The sequence below is a fragment of the Actinomycetota bacterium genome (assembly GCA_035759705.1).
Taxonomy (GTDB): domain Bacteria; phylum Actinomycetota; class CADDZG01; order JAHWKV01; family JAHWKV01; genus JAJCYE01.
The window spans coordinates 1-15206 of sequence record DASTUJ010000212.1 but is presented as its reverse complement, the minus strand read 5'-3'; the positions used below and the strand labels follow the sequence as shown (position 1 = coordinate 15206).

Genomic DNA, 15206 nt, shown 5'->3' with positions numbered 1-15206 from the left:
TGAAGAGGCAAATGGTTCCTCCCGTCGTAATCTCCCCATTCTCCAGGTCAGCTGACGCCCTGCCGTCCCTGAGGGACGGTCTGGCGTCGACGGTCCGAGCCGCGTCAACTCCCGACGAGGTTGCCATCCACATGGAGATCCGCAACCAGATCTTCGTCGGCGAGCAGGAGTTCTTCGAAGGCTCCGACCGGGACGAGCATGACGAAAAGTCCACGACCATCCACGCCCTCGGGCTGTACGGCCGGGTCGCCGCCGGGGCGGTCCGGCTCTACCCGCTGGAGGAGCCGGGCCTGTGGAAGGGCGACCGGCTGGCGGTGCTGCCGGAGTTCCGGAAGATGATGGGGGCCAAGCTCGTAAGGTTCGCCGTCAAGACCGCCGGGGAGCTGGGCGGGGACGTCATGATCGCCCACATCCAGCCTCAGAACGTGGTGTTCTTCCGCTATCTGGGCTGGCACCCCGAGGGCGACCTGGTGGAGTTCAAAGGGCACCTCCATCAGAAGATGGCGATTCCACTCTCCCGGCCCGAACCGGGCCTTTAAGGCCGGTCACGCTCTGGGTGTTCAGGTCCATAAGTACCTCCTCCTCGCCGTCCAGGCGCACCTTCAACAGGCCCGACCGGTCGATGGTGCCGATCCGCTCGCAGGCGAGGCCCCGGTCGTGAAACGCCGCCCGGACCGCTGCGACTTTCCCGGCTGCGGCGGTCAGGAGAAACCCGTAGGTCGGAAACACGGAGACCCAGCGGGCAAGCTCCGCGCCGTCCGGCATCGGAATTTGATCGAGATCTACAACGGCACCGGACCGGGTGGGCTCCAACAGCATCGCCAGGGAGCCGAGAGTTCCGGCCATGCTGACGTCCTTGGCAGCCGCAACCAGGCCGGCGTCCGCCAGCTCGGCCGGAACCGCGACGTCGCCCGCCAGGTCGGCGCCCCGGTCGGTGATGGACGAGAGAAACGGGAAGTCCTCTCGCAGCGTGCCCTGGAGGCAGAACGCCGCCAGGCACTCCTGCCCGGCGGCAACCTCGGTCGCGGACAGGGCCCTCGCCACCCGGCCGACTATAGAGGCGGAGACCGATGGTGTTCCGCCCCATATCGTCAGGTGCCCCCCGACGACGGGAAGGCCGTAAATCTCCGCTGCAAAGCGGATGCCCTCCAGGACCCTGCGGGCAACCTCCTCGGTTGCCACCACCTGGTCGACCAGGGCCAGGGCTCTGCCTCCCATCGCCGCAACGTCGTTGACGTTGGCCACGACGCATGCGATGCCGGCGCCGAACGGGTCCGCCTCCACGAACGGCGGCCAGATGGCCTCCCCGGCCACCAGGATGCGCTCGTCGCCGCACTCGACGACGGCCGCGTCGTCCCCGGGGCCGTGCAACCAGTCGGCGGCTCCGAAGACCTCGGAGACCAGACCGATGGAGGCCTTGCCTCGCAACGCCGCCGAGGCCCGAAACGCGGCGGCTACTTCACCCAGGGAGTCGTTCATCGCAGCCCATCCTTGCACCCCGGACCGAAGGAGACCTTTTATGTGCACTTTTCACAGCGATAAGGAAGTTCAGGTTTGCGACGTGGCCATCGGTCACGTCAAGGCTCAGCTGGCCTCGGAGGGAGATGCCGTCCGGTTCACCCACCTCGAGGGCGAGGGGACCCTGGTCCAAGCGGTGGGCGACGTCGACCTCAGCCTGTTCGAGCAGAGGGTGCGCGACGGCATGGCGGCCGCCGAAGCCGCCGGCTAACTACTCCTCGGTCTCGTCGTTGAGCCGAACTGCCTCGGCGACGAGGTCGTCGAAGTCCCCGTAGTCCAGGAAGATAGGGTCGTCGGACGGGTCCATGCTGCAACCGGGGTCCAGCCGGCCCCCGTTCTCGACGTAGCGCCTCACCAGGAGCTTCGAGCACTCTCCGAGCACCGACTCGGTGTACTTGACGCCTTCCTTCAAGATTTGTTGAGAGAGTTGAATGCGGGTTGCCAGCGTCACCAAGACCTGCACGCAGCCGGGATCCGGCACGTCGGTCACCTGGTACGTCGCCCGGAAACGGGCCTTGCGATCTTCCTTACGAAAGGGTCGACGCACCTCGATGTTCAATGGGCTTCCTCCTACAAAACTCGGTGCTGCGCTGCGGGCGCAAGCAGTTTTCGGCCGACCGAAATAAACAACGAACCGTGGCTCGCAACGAAGGGAGTATATCCCCGCCGCCCCGATGGTTGCGATGGTGCGGCTACCTCCCGGGGCTCAACTCGAATTCGGCAGCTGGGGCTTTCCTGCGAGTGGGTACACGTTGACGAACACGTCGGTTGGAGCAGCCAGCTTTCCGAGAACCCCCACCGGCTCACCCTGCAGCGTGTGGTCGAAAAAAGCCCGGCTGAATCCCCTGGCCACCTCTATCACGTTGTCAGAAGTGCGGGCAAACGGGTTGAAGGTGGGCTTGAAAAGAGCGCCGTCCCCGAAGTGGTCGTGCGCCGCTGCCGGGACAACCACCCGGAAGGTCCCGGGGCCGCCGGCCTCAAAACGCTCCGCCAGCACGGGGTGGATCTCCGGCTCCTTGGTCAGGTACATGAACGGCTGCTCGGGCGGCCCGGCCTGCTCCTCGTACGAGAAGGGGCCGCCGGCAAGCTGACCGTCGATGTTCATGCATGCGCTGAGACGGGCGTCGGCCCTGCACGCCTCGACCGCCGCAATCCCTCCGTTGGAGTGACCCATGATGCCGACCCGGCTGAGGTCCAGAGACGCTCCCACGGACTCCCCCGCCGCGTTCAACTCGACCAGGCGGTCCAGCGCCAGGCGGATGTCCGCAACCCGCTCCCGGATCTTTCCGGCGGCGGGGCTCCTTTCGGCAGCTTTGTCGTACACCGCTACCTCTCCGCCCGCAAGCTTCACCGCAGCGACCTGGTACGGGTGGTCAATGCCCACGACGATGTAGCCGTGGCTGGCCAGGTCCTCGACGATCGATGCGTAGAACCCGGCGTTCGTTGCGTTGCCGGGAGAGAAGATCACCACGGGGTAGGTTTCCCGGTCTGAAGAGACCTTCGCGCCGGGCCGGGCGGGGTCCCTGACGAAACGCAGAGCCGCTGCAGCAGGGCGGGAGATCTCCCCGCTGGACACCAGTCCTTCGGCGGTCTCGATGTATTCGGAACCGCTGCCGGTGCCCTCCTCGGCGGGGAACCAGATCGTGGCAAGCACCTCCCTGGTGTCCGAGGGGTCCTCGGTGTGCGTCTCGGGCCGGGAGGGGTCCGCCCAGGTCATGCTCGTCCGGCCGACCGGGTAGCTGCCGGACGGTTCGGGCAATCCGAGGTGAACCGCGGTTGCCGCGGCGCCGGCCAGACCGGCAACCAGGATCAGAAACAGACCGGCGGTGGGAGCTCTTTTCACGTTGGCTGAAGGATTTCAGCCCGGCGAAACCGGGTCAAGACTGGGGCTTCAAAGCCCCCTCGAGACCGTCCAGGATCAGCTCCAGCCCGAACTCGAACTCTTTGCCGTAGTCGTAGCCGGGCTTGAGCACATGTTCCACGGTCAGCTCCCTTAGGTGGGGGTACTGGTCCTCCGGCAGCCCCGCCAGAATCATGTCGACCAGCGCCGCGGTCTCATCCGCATTCGAACTGTCGAACGGCAGAGCCGCCTCCTCCATCGCAAAGCCGTAGATGTAGCTGTCCAGGACCGAAAATCCGTGCGCAGCCATCTCCACCGAGAAGCCGCCCTTCCTCAGGCAGCCGATCACCGCATCGTGGTGAGAGAGGGTCGCCGGGCCGGGCTGCCGGCGTGACTCCATGAGCCCGATCGCCCAGCGGTGACCCCGCAGCACCTCCCGGGCGGAGTACCCGCGCCGGCGCATGGCCGTCTTCCAGTCGGTGTCGGGGAACTCGATCTCGCTGAATACGATGTCGATCATGCCGTCAAGGAGGGCGTCCTTGTTGGCCACGTGGTTGTAGAGCGACATCGCCTCGACCCCGAGGGACTCACCGAGCTTGCGCATGGTCAGGGACTCAATGCCGTTCTGATCGGCGAGGTCGACGGCAGCCTGAAGCACCCGGTCCCGGGTCAGCGGGGCCCTGGTGCTTCTAACGGTGTCGGTCCTTTGCGCCATACGCCTCCTTTGTTTGACTAGCTTACGCTGTAAGCGTATCGTAACTTACGCCGTAAGAAAACTACCGAAGGCAGGCCCCGTGCCAAGCGTTCCGAACGACCGGTTGATGACCGGCAAGACAGTGCTGATCACCGGCGCCTCGTCGGGGATAGGCAAGGCGACGGCGGTTGGTCTTGCCCGCATGGGGGCGGATATTGCGATCATCGGACGCGATCCGGCGCGCACCGAGGCTGCCGCCGGTGAGATCAAGGCTGCCGGGAACGGGGTGGTGGACACCTTTGTCGGCGACCTGTCGTCGCAGACCGAGCTTCGAGCCCTGGCTTCGGCGGTGCTCGCACGCCTCGAGCGGATCGACGTGCTGGTCAACAACGCCGGAGGCTACTGGAACACCCGGCACTCGACCGCCGACGGGCTGGAGCACACGTTTGCCCTGAACCACCTTGCGCCCTTCCTGCTGACCAACCTACTGCTCGGCCGGTTGAAGGAAAGCAGCCCTGCGCGGGTGGTCACGGTTTCCTCGAACGCCCAGGCCATGGGGAGAATCGACTTCGACGACCTCCAGGGCGAGCGGTCCTACTCCGGGTCGACCGCCTACGACCAGTCCAAACTTGCCAATCTCCTGTTCACCTACGAGCTGGCCAGGCTGCTGAAGGGCAGCGGCGTCACTGCCAACGCTCTGCACCCGGGCGTCGTCCGGACCTCGTTCGGAGCGGATGACCCCGGGAGGACGCAGCGGATGCTGGTCCCGTTCGTCAAGCCATTCATGAAGTCGCCTCAGCAGGGCGCCGAAACCTCGATCCACCTGGCCTCTTTCCCAGGCCTCGCGGAAAGCAGTGGGCAGTTCTACGCCAACAGCAAAGCACGCAGATCTTCAAAACGCAGCTACGACGAAGCTGATGCAGCACGACTGTGGGAGGTGAGCGCCAGCCTCGCCGGCCTGAACTAAGGAGACAACAGTGACCAAGACCATGGAACGACGAACTGCCGCCGCAATTTTTATCGGGGCTACCGTCGCCGCCAACGCAGCGTTCGTCGGCTTGGGCACGAGCTTCGACTACCCGGACGTCCTTCAAAAGCCAACGGGTGAGATCCTTCGGATGTTCCTCGACACCAAAGCGTCGACCATGGCCTGGTTCGCGATCCTTGCCCTTGGCGCAGCCCTTCTCGGTCCGGCCGCCGTTCTGCTTGCACGCCAGTACGACGGGGCCGCCGCACGCTGGTCTGCCCGTCTCGGGATCGCCGCGGCCGTCGTTCAGGTTATCGGCCTCTCCCGCTGGTTCCTGCTGGTCCCGGGTTTCGCCGCCCGGGCCTCCGACCCCGGCTCCACCGCAGCGCAGAGGGCCGACGCGTTAGCGTCATTCGAAGCCGCCCACCGTATCCTCGGTGGATTCGTCGGCGAAACCCTCGGGTACGCCTTCACCGCCGCCTGGACCGTGGCGGTCCTTATCGTGGTTGGCCCCACGCTGGGCCGAAAGTGGTTCACGCTGCTCGGTTACGCCTCCGCCGTTCTCATCGCCCTGGGGATCTTCATTCCACTGGGTCTGCCCGGCGCCGACATGGCTAACTTCGTCGGCTACGTCGTTTGGAGCGTGTGGGTGGTCATTCTGGCGGTGAAGCTGATGACCGGGGAGAAGCCGCTGCCGGCAAACCCCGGCCCGACGCCCGCAGCCTAGGATCCCAGCGGCCCCGTGGTTGACAGACTTACGTTGTAAGTGTATCGTTCACTTACGCTGTAAGTCACCACGCCAAAGGAGTCCGGTCATGAAAGCAGCATCGCTCGATCGTTCGATCCCGTTCCCAAGAGTTGGTCCCGCCGAATCGGGCCTCAAGAGCCCGGCCCGACGAACAGCGGTCTACGTGGGACTGCTGTTCCTGGTTCAGATGCTCACCGCAATGGTCGGCATCTCCATGATCGACACCTTTGTCGCAGGCGGCGCCGGTGCTGCTTCGGCCCGGGTCGGCGCACTCTTGATGACTGCCTCCGGTATTGCGGTAACTGGCATCGGCTTTTTGATGTACCCGATCCTGAAGCTGGTCAACGCCAAACTTGCGGCGTGGTACCCGGCGTTGCGGGTGGTCGAGCTGAGCGTTTCGGCCGCAGGCGCGGTCTACCTGATCACCCGGCTGAGCGAGGTCCCCAACCACATGTTGTGGATCTACCTGCCGACCGGTGCCGGCGGACTGGTTCTGAACTACCTGCTCTATGTCGGGAAGCTGGTTCCCCGCCCCATCGCCGTGCTGGGCTTCGCCGGATACGCCCTACTGTTGTCCGGAGCCGTCGCCGACCTCCTTGGGGTCGTGGACATGAACAACGGCCCGGGTATGGTCCTACTGGTCCCGGGCGGACTCTTCGAGTTCGTGGTCCTGCCCATCTGGCTGTTCGCCAAAGGATTCCGGCTGCCCGCAGCCCACAGCTGACCAACCTGCTCCAAGCGCCCCTGCCCTACTGGCAGGGGCGCTCCTTTTATGTCCCCCGGGTTGACTTACTTACAATGTAAGCGTATTGTTACTTACAACGTAAGGACCACGGCTAAGGAGACCTGGAATGAAGACTGCTTCGCCCGACCGAACGACCGATTCCGCCGGCACCGGCACCGGCACGATGAACGCCATCATCCAGGACACCTACGGCTCCCGGGCGGCCGATGTGCTGCGCTTCGGCAAGACGCCCCGCCCGGCCGTCAAAGACGACGAGGTCCTGGTTCGGGTGGCCGCCGCCAGCGTCGACCGCGGCACCTGGCACGTGATGTCGGGCCTCCCCTACCCCATGCGGGCCGCAGGTTTCGGGCTTCGTAAACCCAAGTCCCCCAACCCGGGCCGGTGCCTGGCCGGGGTCGTCGATTCGGTCGGCAAGGACGTGACCGGTTTTGCTCCCGGGGACGCCGTGTACGGGACCTGCGGCGGCTCGTTCGCCGAGTACGCCGCCGTCCAGGCCAAGAGGCTGGCGCCCAAGCCCGCCAACCTGTCGTTTGCGCAGGCCGCCACCGCCCCGATATCCGGCGTGACCGCGCTGCAGGCCGTGCGCAAGGCGGACGTCCAGCCGGGCGAAAAGGTCCTGGTCATCGGCGCATCGGGCGGTGTGGGCTCATTCGTCGCTCAGATCGCCGGGGCTGCCGGAGCCGAGGTCACCGGGGTCTGCAGCACGTCCAAGGCCGAGATGGTTCGGGCGCTCGGGGTGGACCACGTGGTCGACTACAGCCGGGGCGACTTCCTCGACGAGCCGGGCCGCTACGATGTGATCATCGACACCGGAGGCAACAGCGAATTGTCCGCACTCCGCCGGGCCCTCACGCCGGCCGGCAGGCTGGTGATCGTCGGCGGCGAGACCGAGGGAAAGTGGTTCGACGCCCTGACCCGGACCTTCAAGTCGATCCTGGTAGGGCCCTTTGCGAAGCAGAAGCTTCTGCCGCTGATGTCGGTCGAAAACTCCGCCGACCTGATCGCCCTCTCCGAGCTCATCGAGGCGGGCAGGGTCACGCCGGCCGTCGACCGGACCTACCCCCTGGCCGAGGCGGCGGCAGCCGTCCAGTACGTCCAGGACGGCAAAGCCAAAGGCAAGGTTGTCATCGACGTCGAAAGTTCGCAGTGATCCGGTCGATCACGGGCTTCCACCAGGACGACGCCGGCGACTGGGCGGCGGAGATGTCGTGCTTCCACAACCGGCACATCCGCCACGAGCCCCCGTTCCGGGAGGCGGCCTGGGTGCTGGATCCCGAGGGCCGGGAGGCGCACGTCGGGTCCCCTATAGAGTGTCCTCTCTGCGACCGGGCGGAGCTTCCGGAAGGGCTGACGCCGGTGGGGAGCGCCGGCCCCTGGGACCGGGATTCGCTTCCGGGCGGCCTTCTGAACGCCCACCGGACCCCCGAGGGCCGGTGGGGCCTGCTTCGGGTCACCGAGGGTGCGGTCGACTTTCAGTTCGAGCAGGAGACCATGAGCCCGCCGCTCACCAGGCGCCTCGAGGAGGGGTCGGAACAGCCTATCCCGCCGGGCGCCCCGCACCGGCTGGTCCCCACCGGACCCGTCCGCCTTGAGCTGCAGTTCCTGGGCCGGAAGGCCTAGCGGGACCGCCTGGCGAATACCTCCGCCGGGGAAGCCACCCGGTCGAGGATGAGGATCCCGTCCAGGTGGTCGACCTCGTGGAGGATCGCCCTCGCCTCGAATCCGGGGCTAACCGATCGGAAGGGCTCCCCGTCCGGAAACGACGCCTCGAACTGGATCCGCTTGGCCCGGGCGACGTTTGCGGTTATGTCGGGAAGCGACAGGCACCCCTCGCGGCCGACCTCCCTCCCCGCGCTGGCTACGACCACCGGGTTTACCATCACCACCAGGCCGTGCGAGGCGGTCGTCTTCGGGTGCTCGCTGACGTCGACGGCGATCATCCGGAGCGAGATGCCGATCTGCGGCGCCGCCAGCCCGACGCATTTTTCGTGAGAACGCATGGTGTCGACCAGGTCCCGGGCGACCTCCAGTACCGACTCGTCGAACTCGGTCACCTCGACTGCCGGCGTCCTGAGGGACGGGTGCGGGTATTTGAGGACCGGGCGAATCACTACAGCGGGTCGATCTCCGCCTGCCGGAAACTAAGGTCCACCCCCACCTCGCCGGCGATCTCGCTAAGTTCCTGCGACAACGCCTGGGCGTCCTGGCCTTCGGGAAGGTCGACGTCCAGTACCACCGTGTAGATGCCGTCCCCGACGATCCGGCTCATGAGGTCGGTGACGTTGACCTGCATCGACGCCAGCTTGGCGGCCACCCGGTAGACGATCCCGGGGTGGTCGGCGCCGTAGAGAGAGATCACGTACGGACGTTCGGGCAGCTTAGCGGGCGCAGCCTCACCCTCGGAGACCAGAATCGAGAGCCCCAGCTCGGCACGGACCGGCTCCAACGCCGCGTCGAGGCCCTCGATCGTCAGGGTGTCGGCGGCGTCCAGGAGCAGAATCATCGCGAACTGGCCGCTCAGGACCGTCATCGAGCAGTCGGCCAGGTTGCAGCCCTGCTCGAACAGCACTTTGGTGACGGCGGCGACGATCCCCGGGCGGTCCCGCCCGATGGCAGCCATGCTCAGCTGGTGCATTGTTCGATCCTACGCCGGTAGGTCAGGCGCCGAACCCCTCCATGACCAGGCTGCCGACTATCGCGGCAGCGGCACGGGAGCCGGAGGAGATGGAGTTGGCGAGCGAAGGCATGCCGGGAATGACGTCGCCGGCGGCGAACATACCCGGGACCGTCGTTTGCAGCATCTGGTCGACCTCGACTGCGTCGGCCGTCTGCGGGTTCGCCGGAGCGAACTTCGCTCCGAGTTGTGCGGCCAGGGCAGACCGCTGGTGCATGGTGACACCGACCAGCAAACCGGCATAGGGCTCGACGGCGCCGGACTCGAACTCAACCGCAGTCAGGTCGTGGCCCTCTGCGATCAGCCGGGCCAGGGGCCTCTCGTCGACCGCCACTCCTGCGGCCTTCAGGCTCTCGCGATCCGCGCTCTGGAGTTCGGCCGGCCCACCGGTGAGCAGGGTGACGTCGTCACTCCAGGCCCGCAGCAGCAGGGCTCGGTGCACTGCCATTGGCCCGGCGTCCAGGACACCCAGCGTCAGGTCCCGGACCTCCCAGCCGTGGCAGAAGGGGCAGTGGAAGACCGAACGTCCCCACAAAGCTTCGATGCCCGGCACGTCCGCGTAGCGGTAGTCCATGCCGGTGGCGAGCAGGACCCGTTTGGCGACCTCGGCGGACCCGTTGGCCATCTCGAGCCGGAATAGCCCGTCGACAACCTCACCGCCGACCACCTCTCCCTCTCGAAGCTCGACTGTCGGGTATTCGGCCAGCTCCTTTCGGCCGGCGGCGTAGAGCTCGTGCGGCGGGCGGCCATCGTGACCCAGAAGTCCCCCGACGCCGTGAGCAGGGAGGTTGCTTTGACGACCCGCATCCACCAGAAGCGTCTTTTTCCGGGCCCTTCCCAATACCAGCGCGCCGCTCAAACCGGCCGCCCCTCCACCCACCACGATGCAATCCCAAACGCTGTCTGCGGACATCACGAGAACCTCCTATTAGGAATCATTCTCATTATAGCGATTAATCCCCGGGGCGCGTTCGCCGCCGGCTGCTCGCTCAGCGGGAACCGATGATGACCACGTTGCCGTCCGGGTCGCCTACCTTTGCCACCCGTTCCCCCCACGGCTGATCGGCCGGCTCCTCCAGAACCGGCGTGCCGGCGGAACGAAGCAACTCGACTGCCGCGTCGCAGTCCGAGGCGTAAACCCAGACCGAGAACCGCTGGGCGGAGCGGTCGTCGCTGAGGTTCGCGTCCTGCCCAATGCCCAGGTGCGACGAGCCGATGTCGAGGCCCACGTAGACCGCGTCACCCTCGGGCGGGAACTGGTACGCAACCACGCCGCCCAAAAGGTCGCGGTAGAAGGAGAGGGACCTCGAAATGTCCGGTGTGGAGATGATCGGGAAGGCAGATTCGAACATCGAACTCACCGGGCAGGCTGGAAGAGCTCGACCAGATTGCCGGCGGGGTCGACGACGAGCACCTGGGCGCCGCCCGGGCCGGTGACAACCTCGTTGCGGAACGGCACACCTGCCGACTGCAACCGGGCGATCTCCCCCTCTAGGTCCTCCACCACGAAGTGGATGCGGTTCCAGCCGCCCGGCCCGGGCACTTCGCCGTCGGACATGGGCCGGCCGGCCGAGCTCTTCGGCCCGCTGAGCAGCAGCCGCAGGTTGCCGCGCTCGACGTCTGCGAACGCCGGCAGCCTCGAGGTCAGCACGGAAAAGCCGAGGTGGGTGGTGTAAAAGTCGATCGCGGCGGCGACGTCGTCGACCATGTAACGCACGTTGACGGTGGCTTCATCGGGCATGGGCGGAACCTCCTTGGGATGCGAACAGTTGGGCGATCAGGTGGTCGACCCGGACGTCCAGGTCCTCGGCCGTCCGGACGAAGGCCTGGTAGCTCTCCTCGTCCTTGGAGCCTTCGGCGGCGGGGTCGGGCATGCTCCAGTGGGCCCTGGGGGGGCCGCCGGGGAACTCGGGGCAGACCTCACGGACCCTGTCGCACAACGTGACCACGTAGTCGAAGCGGCTCCGGGCGTATTCGGACAGGTGTCTGGTCGTGTTGCCGGAGATGTCGATGCCCCGCTCGGCCATCACGCGCACCGCATTCGGGTGCAGGGCCTTGGGGTGGCTTCCGGCACTCTGCGCCTGGACGGCGTGGCCGGTTCGGTGCTCGAGCAGCGCCGCGGCCATCTGGGAGCGAGCGCTGTTGCCGGTGCAGAGGAACAGCACCTTGGGTGTTCGGCCCCGGCGCTGCCGCGCCACGGGATCAGGAACGAGCCGCAGCGCCGGGTGCAGTGCCGCTGCGCTCCCGGCGAAAAGCGTGGCGCAGCGGTTCAGGTCCAGCCGGTAGTAGGTGTCTCGGCCGTCGAGAGAGCTGCGGCGGGACGACACCAACCCGGCGTCGCGGAGCTCACGCAGGTGATAGGAAACGAGGTTCTGGGGACGGCCGACCATCTCTGTCAGCTCGCCGACCCGCCGGTCGCTCAGCGCGAGCTGGGAAACGATCGCCCAGCGGTGGGGGTCGGCAATGACCCTTAGGAACTGGTGAGCCTCTGAGGTCGTTTCCACAGGCTCTACAATACATCAATTCAGATTGATGTATTGGCAGTTCTAGGCCTTGGGCATGACGATCCAGAGCACGATATAGGCGATCTCGCCGGCGCCGAACAAGCCGAACAAAACAAATAGAAACCGAACGAGGCCGATGCTCCAGCCGAAATGGTCGGCTAACCCGCCGCAGACTCCGGCAATCATCCTGTGATCTCGTGATCTGGTCATCCTGGCCATGGTGCCTCCTCGCTTCGGTGGGCAGTGACTCCACTATGCGCTTCCCGCCCAGTCCCGGTGGATGGGGGCCCCCGGCGGCTCCGCTCTTAGGCGGGCTTGAGAGTCGACACGGAAACTGGTGGGCGTACGAGGATTTGAACCTCGGACCTCTTCCGTGTCAAGGAAGCGCTCTCCCCCTGAGCTATACGCCCGTGTACATCTACCTTCGCACCGATTGGGGACCGGTGCTTCTCAAGCCTCGCTGACTACTGCGGCGGCTTTGGCCTTGGTGTCTTTGAGTATGGAGTATCCCAGCCAAATCAGCGACAGGCCGAAGATCTTCAAACCGTAGTGCATCCCCTGGCCGAGCACGATCTCCGGCCCCCACCGGAACCTGAGCCCCGGGAAGGCCCCGATCATGTCCAGGAGCAGTCCGACCACCAGGCTCACCATCATGAGCAGGGTCGGCCCACGGGTGATGACGCCGGCTACCAGCGTGGCCGCTCCGAACATCAAGATTCCCGCCAGCAGTGCATAGAACCCGAACTGGATGATCCCCGCTCCGCTCTGCAGCCGGGTGTTCAGCACCAGGTCGTTGTACGCCATGATCGAGAACATCACCGTGAGGATCAAAGCGCCCACCACGGCGACGATGAGTCCGAACCGGCCCAGCGTGCCGTCCCGGCCGCCCTGAGCGACCCGGAACCCGGACAGAGCTACGGCCAGAGCGATCATCGAAACCGGAAGAAGGAGGAACGGCTCGCTGCCGAGGGCAAGCTCACGGATGAGGACCGGGGCGATGATTGCGACGCCGGCGAAGATTCCCGCCGTGCCGCCGCGGCCCTTGAGTGCGGGCTTCTTCACCGGGGGCCTCGTTCCGGTAGCGGTCGCCGCCGCCGCGGGGGGCGCTGAGGCAGGCTCGTCGACCACCACGTCGCTGGTGTTGTCGACCACCACGTCGCTGCCGTCGGTAACCATCACGGTGTCGTCCGGAGGGAACATGTCGGCACTCGAAGCCTCTGCCGGCGCCTCGACGGGAGCGTCGTTCGCCTCGGTCGGAGCAGGGGCGGGGACGTCCATCGGCTCGTCCGGAGCAGGTGCAGTGGTCCGCTCGTCATCCTCCATCGGGGGTCGCTCTCCTTTCGAAATTTCGTCGGGCTCGGGGGTCCGCACGGCTCGCGTAGAACTCGCCGCCTTTGAGTCCGTTCATCTGATCCTATATTGCGCAGGGGTAATGGCAGTAGCCCGAGCCCCCCGGCCAGGCGGCCCGGCCTCCCATCCGAACGACAAAAGGGTCCTCCCCTCGGCTCGCGCCGGGCGGAGAACCCTTTTTGTAGAGGCGGCGTCCAGAATTGAACTGGAGTGAACGGTTTTGCAGACCGGTGCCTAGCCACTCGGCCACGCCGCCAGATGTTGCCCAGCCGGTTAAACCCGCATTCGGCGCTTGCACGCGACCGGATGGCGCTCGACCCCCGACTGAAGCTCTAGCTTAAACCGGATTGCCCGCCGGGACCGTCTGGAAGGCCCGTTAAGAAGCGGGGTCGAGCTGGATGGCCGACTGCGACGAGCTGGCTATGCGGGTCACCAGCCCGAACTCCACCAACTCGGAATTTCGATACTGGGGTCCCTTGCGCCGGCCGATCAACGCAACTGTCGACGAATCGAACACCGGCGCCGCAGCGAGCTCGAACTTACCCAGTCCGTCCCGCGCGGCGGGGCCGGCGGTCCACGATGAGGGCATCCACGAGGCCGGAGGCAGGCGGCGGGCTCGGTCGATCGGCAGCCAGTTCGACTGGACTCCCGCCAGGGACGGAGCCCCCAGGCTCGATGCGATCACGTTAACCTCGGGCTGCCCTGCCGAAAGGACGACACACCAATCGGAGCGCAGGGCCTCGGGCAGGCGTTCGACCAGAGTGTCCAGAACACTTCTCTGGTGCTGGGCTTCGGACAGGGCGGCGGCAAGCTCCAGCGGCGACATGAGGTCCTGGAACGCCTCTACGGGGCGCACCTCCTCGACCACGAGGCCGGGCACCAGCTGGGTGGCAATCTGAAGGGCTCTCTGCATGCCCTCGGGCGCCTCGACCAGCAGGTCGTCGACCGCGACGCCGGACTCGTTGTCCACGACGTCGAGCGTGAGAATGTTGGCGCCGCCTTTACCGAACGCGGTCGCCACGGAACCCAGGGTTCCAGGCCGGTCGGGAATGGTGATTCGCAGGGTGAACAGCATCCGGCTCATTCTGACCGCTTAATGTTAAAAGCAGGGCAACTTTTTTCTGTTGTTTCCACTGCTCCCGCTACAAGCCGAAACAGCCGGCAAAGGCCTAACCGGGCTTGTAGGTCGCCCAGACGTTGTCCCGAAAAACGAGCCAGCCGCACCATACCAGCCAGCCGATAGCAGTCCACTTGATGAGCTTGACCAAAGTTCCCCCTAAAAGTCTTTCGACTTGCGTTTCTCTTGACCTTCGTAATCCACCGACTTGTACTGCTCCGGCACCTTGCGGGTGCTCAGCAGTTTATCCAGCAGATGGAACTGCATCTCCTCGACGGCAGCGGAGATCGGAGCCAGAGCTTCGGCTGCCGCGGCGCTTGCCTCGCCCGTCTTGAACCCGCCGATAGGAAGGGCCGCCTTCCAGGCGATAATAAACGCTGCATCCCAAGCGGCGTCGCAGGCCACCTCCACCGCGGCGTCGCGGGCGGCGTACCGAAGGCCGTAGCCTGCGGCTGCCGATGCGGGCTTCTGCCCGGTGCTGGTTGCCCTCCGCACCGCCATCTTCACACCGGTGCCGGCGGCCTCCCAGGACTTCGGGCCGACCTGCGCCCATGCCTCCTCGCCTTTTTCCCCCCACTCGCGGGAGAGATCCTTGGCGCCCACATTTGCGTAGGCTGCAGCCTCATCCAGAATCTTTTGAACCGCTCGGGCCTGGTCGGGAAACACCACCGGCTCCTGCTCGCCGAGCGCCTCGGCGAACTCGTCTAGCCCTGCGGCCCCCAGCCACGCCGGCGCCTGTACCCGGACCAGCCAGTCGACGGCGGTCCACGCCCGGAACTCCTCGACGTCCTCGGTCAGGATGGAGTTCGCTATGCGGGGGATGAAGGCCTTCAGCTTCTGGCGCGGCTCGTCCTCCAGGTCGTCGTTCCACTCCTTTAGGAAGGCGGAGATCACGGGGCTCACCGACCTGGGGTTGTCGTTGAACTTTTCGTTGGGCGATATTGCCGAAACCGCCTCGAGAACGTTCATCCCCTGCTCTTGATAGGCGTGCCTACCCCGCTCGAGAACCAGGGTGTCGAGATCTACTTCCTCCACTACATTCCTCCCTT

21 protein-coding genes and 2 tRNA genes are annotated in these 15206 nt (G+C 65.9%); 7 read left to right on the top strand and 16 right to left on the bottom strand.

Annotation, left to right across the window (positions count from 1 at the left end; translation table 11 throughout):
* A partial coding sequence (locus VFV09_15010) for an MSMEG_0567/Sll0786 family nitrogen starvation N-acetyltransferase (GenBank protein ID HEU4869020.1) occupies nt 1-539 on the top strand: 539 nt, incomplete at its 5' end.
* On the opposite strand, the gene VFV09_15005 is transcribed toward VFV09_15010, so the two are convergent.
* Nucleotides 478-1479 carry an AIR synthase related protein gene (locus VFV09_15005; GenBank protein HEU4869019.1) on the bottom strand — a complete coding sequence of 334 codons (1002 nt, stop codon included), beginning with the start codon at nt 1477-1479 and terminating at the stop codon, nt 478-480. The two genes, VFV09_15010 and VFV09_15005, sit on opposite strands and share 62 nt — an antisense overlap.
* 40 nt (nt 1480-1519) lie before the next feature.
* Between VFV09_15005 and VFV09_15000 the strand changes: the two genes are divergently transcribed.
* A complete protein-coding gene (locus VFV09_15000; GenBank protein HEU4869018.1) occupies nt 1520-1729 on the top strand; it encodes a hypothetical protein in 210 nt (69 codons plus the stop codon).
* On the opposite strand, the gene VFV09_14995 is transcribed toward VFV09_15000, so the two are convergent.
* The 3 genes from VFV09_14995 to VFV09_14985 all read right to left on the bottom strand — a co-directional run bounded on the left by VFV09_14995 (nt 1730) and on the right by VFV09_14985 (nt 4073).
* Complete coding sequence (locus VFV09_14995) at nt 1730-2077, bottom strand: hypothetical protein (GenBank protein ID HEU4869017.1); 348 nt, start codon at nt 2075-2077, stop codon at nt 1730-1732.
* Nucleotides 2078-2224: 147 nt separating this feature from the next.
* Nucleotides 2225-3361: a hypothetical protein gene (locus tag VFV09_14990; protein HEU4869016.1), complete on the bottom strand. Its 1137-nt coding sequence runs from the start codon at nt 3359-3361 to the stop codon at nt 2225-2227.
* Between the two features lie 34 nt (nt 3362-3395).
* Nucleotides 3396-4073, bottom strand: coding sequence for a TetR/AcrR family transcriptional regulator (locus VFV09_14985; GenBank protein ID HEU4869015.1), 678 nt, complete (start codon nt 4071-4073; stop codon nt 3396-3398).
* Between the two features lie 79 nt (nt 4074-4152).
* Between VFV09_14985 and VFV09_14980 the strand changes: the two genes are divergently transcribed.
* The 5 genes from VFV09_14980 to VFV09_14960 all read left to right on the top strand — a co-directional run bounded on the left by VFV09_14980 (nt 4153) and on the right by VFV09_14960 (nt 8132).
* Entirely contained in the window at nt 4153-5019 is an 867-nt protein-coding gene (locus tag VFV09_14980) for an SDR family oxidoreductase (protein HEU4869014.1), read from the top strand.
* 10 nt (nt 5020-5029) lie between these two features.
* Nucleotides 5030-5746, top strand: coding sequence for a DUF4386 family protein (locus VFV09_14975; GenBank protein ID HEU4869013.1), 717 nt, complete (start codon nt 5030-5032; stop codon nt 5744-5746).
* Between the two features lie 88 nt (nt 5747-5834).
* Nucleotides 5835-6491 carry a DUF4386 family protein gene (locus tag VFV09_14970; GenBank protein ID HEU4869012.1) on the top strand — a complete coding sequence of 219 codons (657 nt, stop codon included), beginning with the start codon at nt 5835-5837 and terminating at the stop codon, nt 6489-6491.
* Nucleotides 6492-6618: 127 nt separating this feature from the next.
* Complete coding sequence (locus VFV09_14965; GenBank protein ID HEU4869011.1) at nt 6619-7662, top strand: NAD(P)-dependent alcohol dehydrogenase; 1044 nt, start codon at nt 6619-6621, stop codon at nt 7660-7662.
* Nucleotides 7659-8132 (top strand): DUF3565 domain-containing protein, encoded by a 474-nt coding sequence (locus VFV09_14960; protein HEU4869010.1) that lies wholly within the window; start codon nt 7659-7661, stop codon nt 8130-8132. Before VFV09_14965 ends, VFV09_14960 begins: the two co-directional genes overlap by 4 nt.
* Here VFV09_14960 and def read toward each other — a convergent pair.
* The 12 genes from def to VFV09_14900 all read right to left on the bottom strand — a co-directional run bounded on the left by def (nt 8129) and on the right by VFV09_14900 (nt 15192).
* Nucleotides 8129-8623, bottom strand: a complete 495-nt coding sequence (gene def, locus VFV09_14955; protein ID HEU4869009.1) for a peptide deformylase — start codon at nt 8621-8623, stop codon at nt 8129-8131. The two genes, VFV09_14960 and def, sit on opposite strands and share 4 nt — an antisense overlap.
* A complete protein-coding gene (locus tag VFV09_14950) occupies nt 8623-9147 on the bottom strand; it encodes an ACT domain-containing protein (GenBank protein HEU4869008.1) in 525 nt (174 codons plus the stop codon). The genes def and VFV09_14950 overlap by 1 nt, the downstream gene beginning before the upstream one ends.
* Nucleotides 9148-9169: 22 nt before the next feature.
* A complete protein-coding gene (locus VFV09_14945) occupies nt 9170-10099 on the bottom strand; it encodes an NAD(P)/FAD-dependent oxidoreductase (GenBank protein HEU4869007.1) in 930 nt (309 codons plus the stop codon).
* A 76-nt stretch (nt 10100-10175) separates the two neighbouring features.
* Entirely contained in the window at nt 10176-10538 is a 363-nt protein-coding gene (locus VFV09_14940) for a VOC family protein (GenBank protein HEU4869006.1), read from the bottom strand.
* Between the two features lie 5 nt (nt 10539-10543).
* Complete coding sequence (locus VFV09_14935; protein HEU4869005.1) at nt 10544-10927, bottom strand: VOC family protein; 384 nt, start codon at nt 10925-10927, stop codon at nt 10544-10546.
* The gene (locus VFV09_14930) at nt 10917-11690 is read right to left on the bottom strand and encodes a metalloregulator ArsR/SmtB family transcription factor (GenBank protein ID HEU4869004.1); all 774 of its coding nucleotides are present in this window, start codon (nt 11688-11690) and stop codon (nt 10917-10919) included. The genes VFV09_14935 and VFV09_14930 overlap by 11 nt, the downstream gene beginning before the upstream one ends.
* A 42-nt stretch (nt 11691-11732) precedes the next feature.
* Nucleotides 11733-11900 (bottom strand): PspC domain-containing protein, encoded by a 168-nt coding sequence (locus tag VFV09_14925; protein HEU4869003.1) that lies wholly within the window; start codon nt 11898-11900, stop codon nt 11733-11735.
* 125 nt (nt 11901-12025) lie between these two features.
* Nucleotides 12026-12100 (bottom strand) — tRNA-Val (locus VFV09_14920).
* Between the two features lie 40 nt (nt 12101-12140).
* Nucleotides 12141-13013 (bottom strand): hypothetical protein, encoded by an 873-nt coding sequence (locus tag VFV09_14915; GenBank protein HEU4869002.1) that lies wholly within the window; start codon nt 13011-13013, stop codon nt 12141-12143.
* A 212-nt stretch (nt 13014-13225) separates the two neighbouring features.
* A tRNA-Cys gene (locus tag VFV09_14910) sits at nt 13226-13296 on the bottom strand.
* 120 nt (nt 13297-13416) lie between these two features.
* Nucleotides 13417-14124: a hypothetical protein gene (locus tag VFV09_14905; protein HEU4869001.1), complete on the bottom strand. Its 708-nt coding sequence runs from the start codon at nt 14122-14124 to the stop codon at nt 13417-13419.
* 192 nt (nt 14125-14316) lie between these two features.
* Nucleotides 14317-15192, bottom strand: a complete 876-nt coding sequence (locus tag VFV09_14900; GenBank protein ID HEU4869000.1) for a hypothetical protein — start codon at nt 15190-15192, stop codon at nt 14317-14319.
* Nucleotides 15193-15206: the final 14 nt, after the last annotated feature.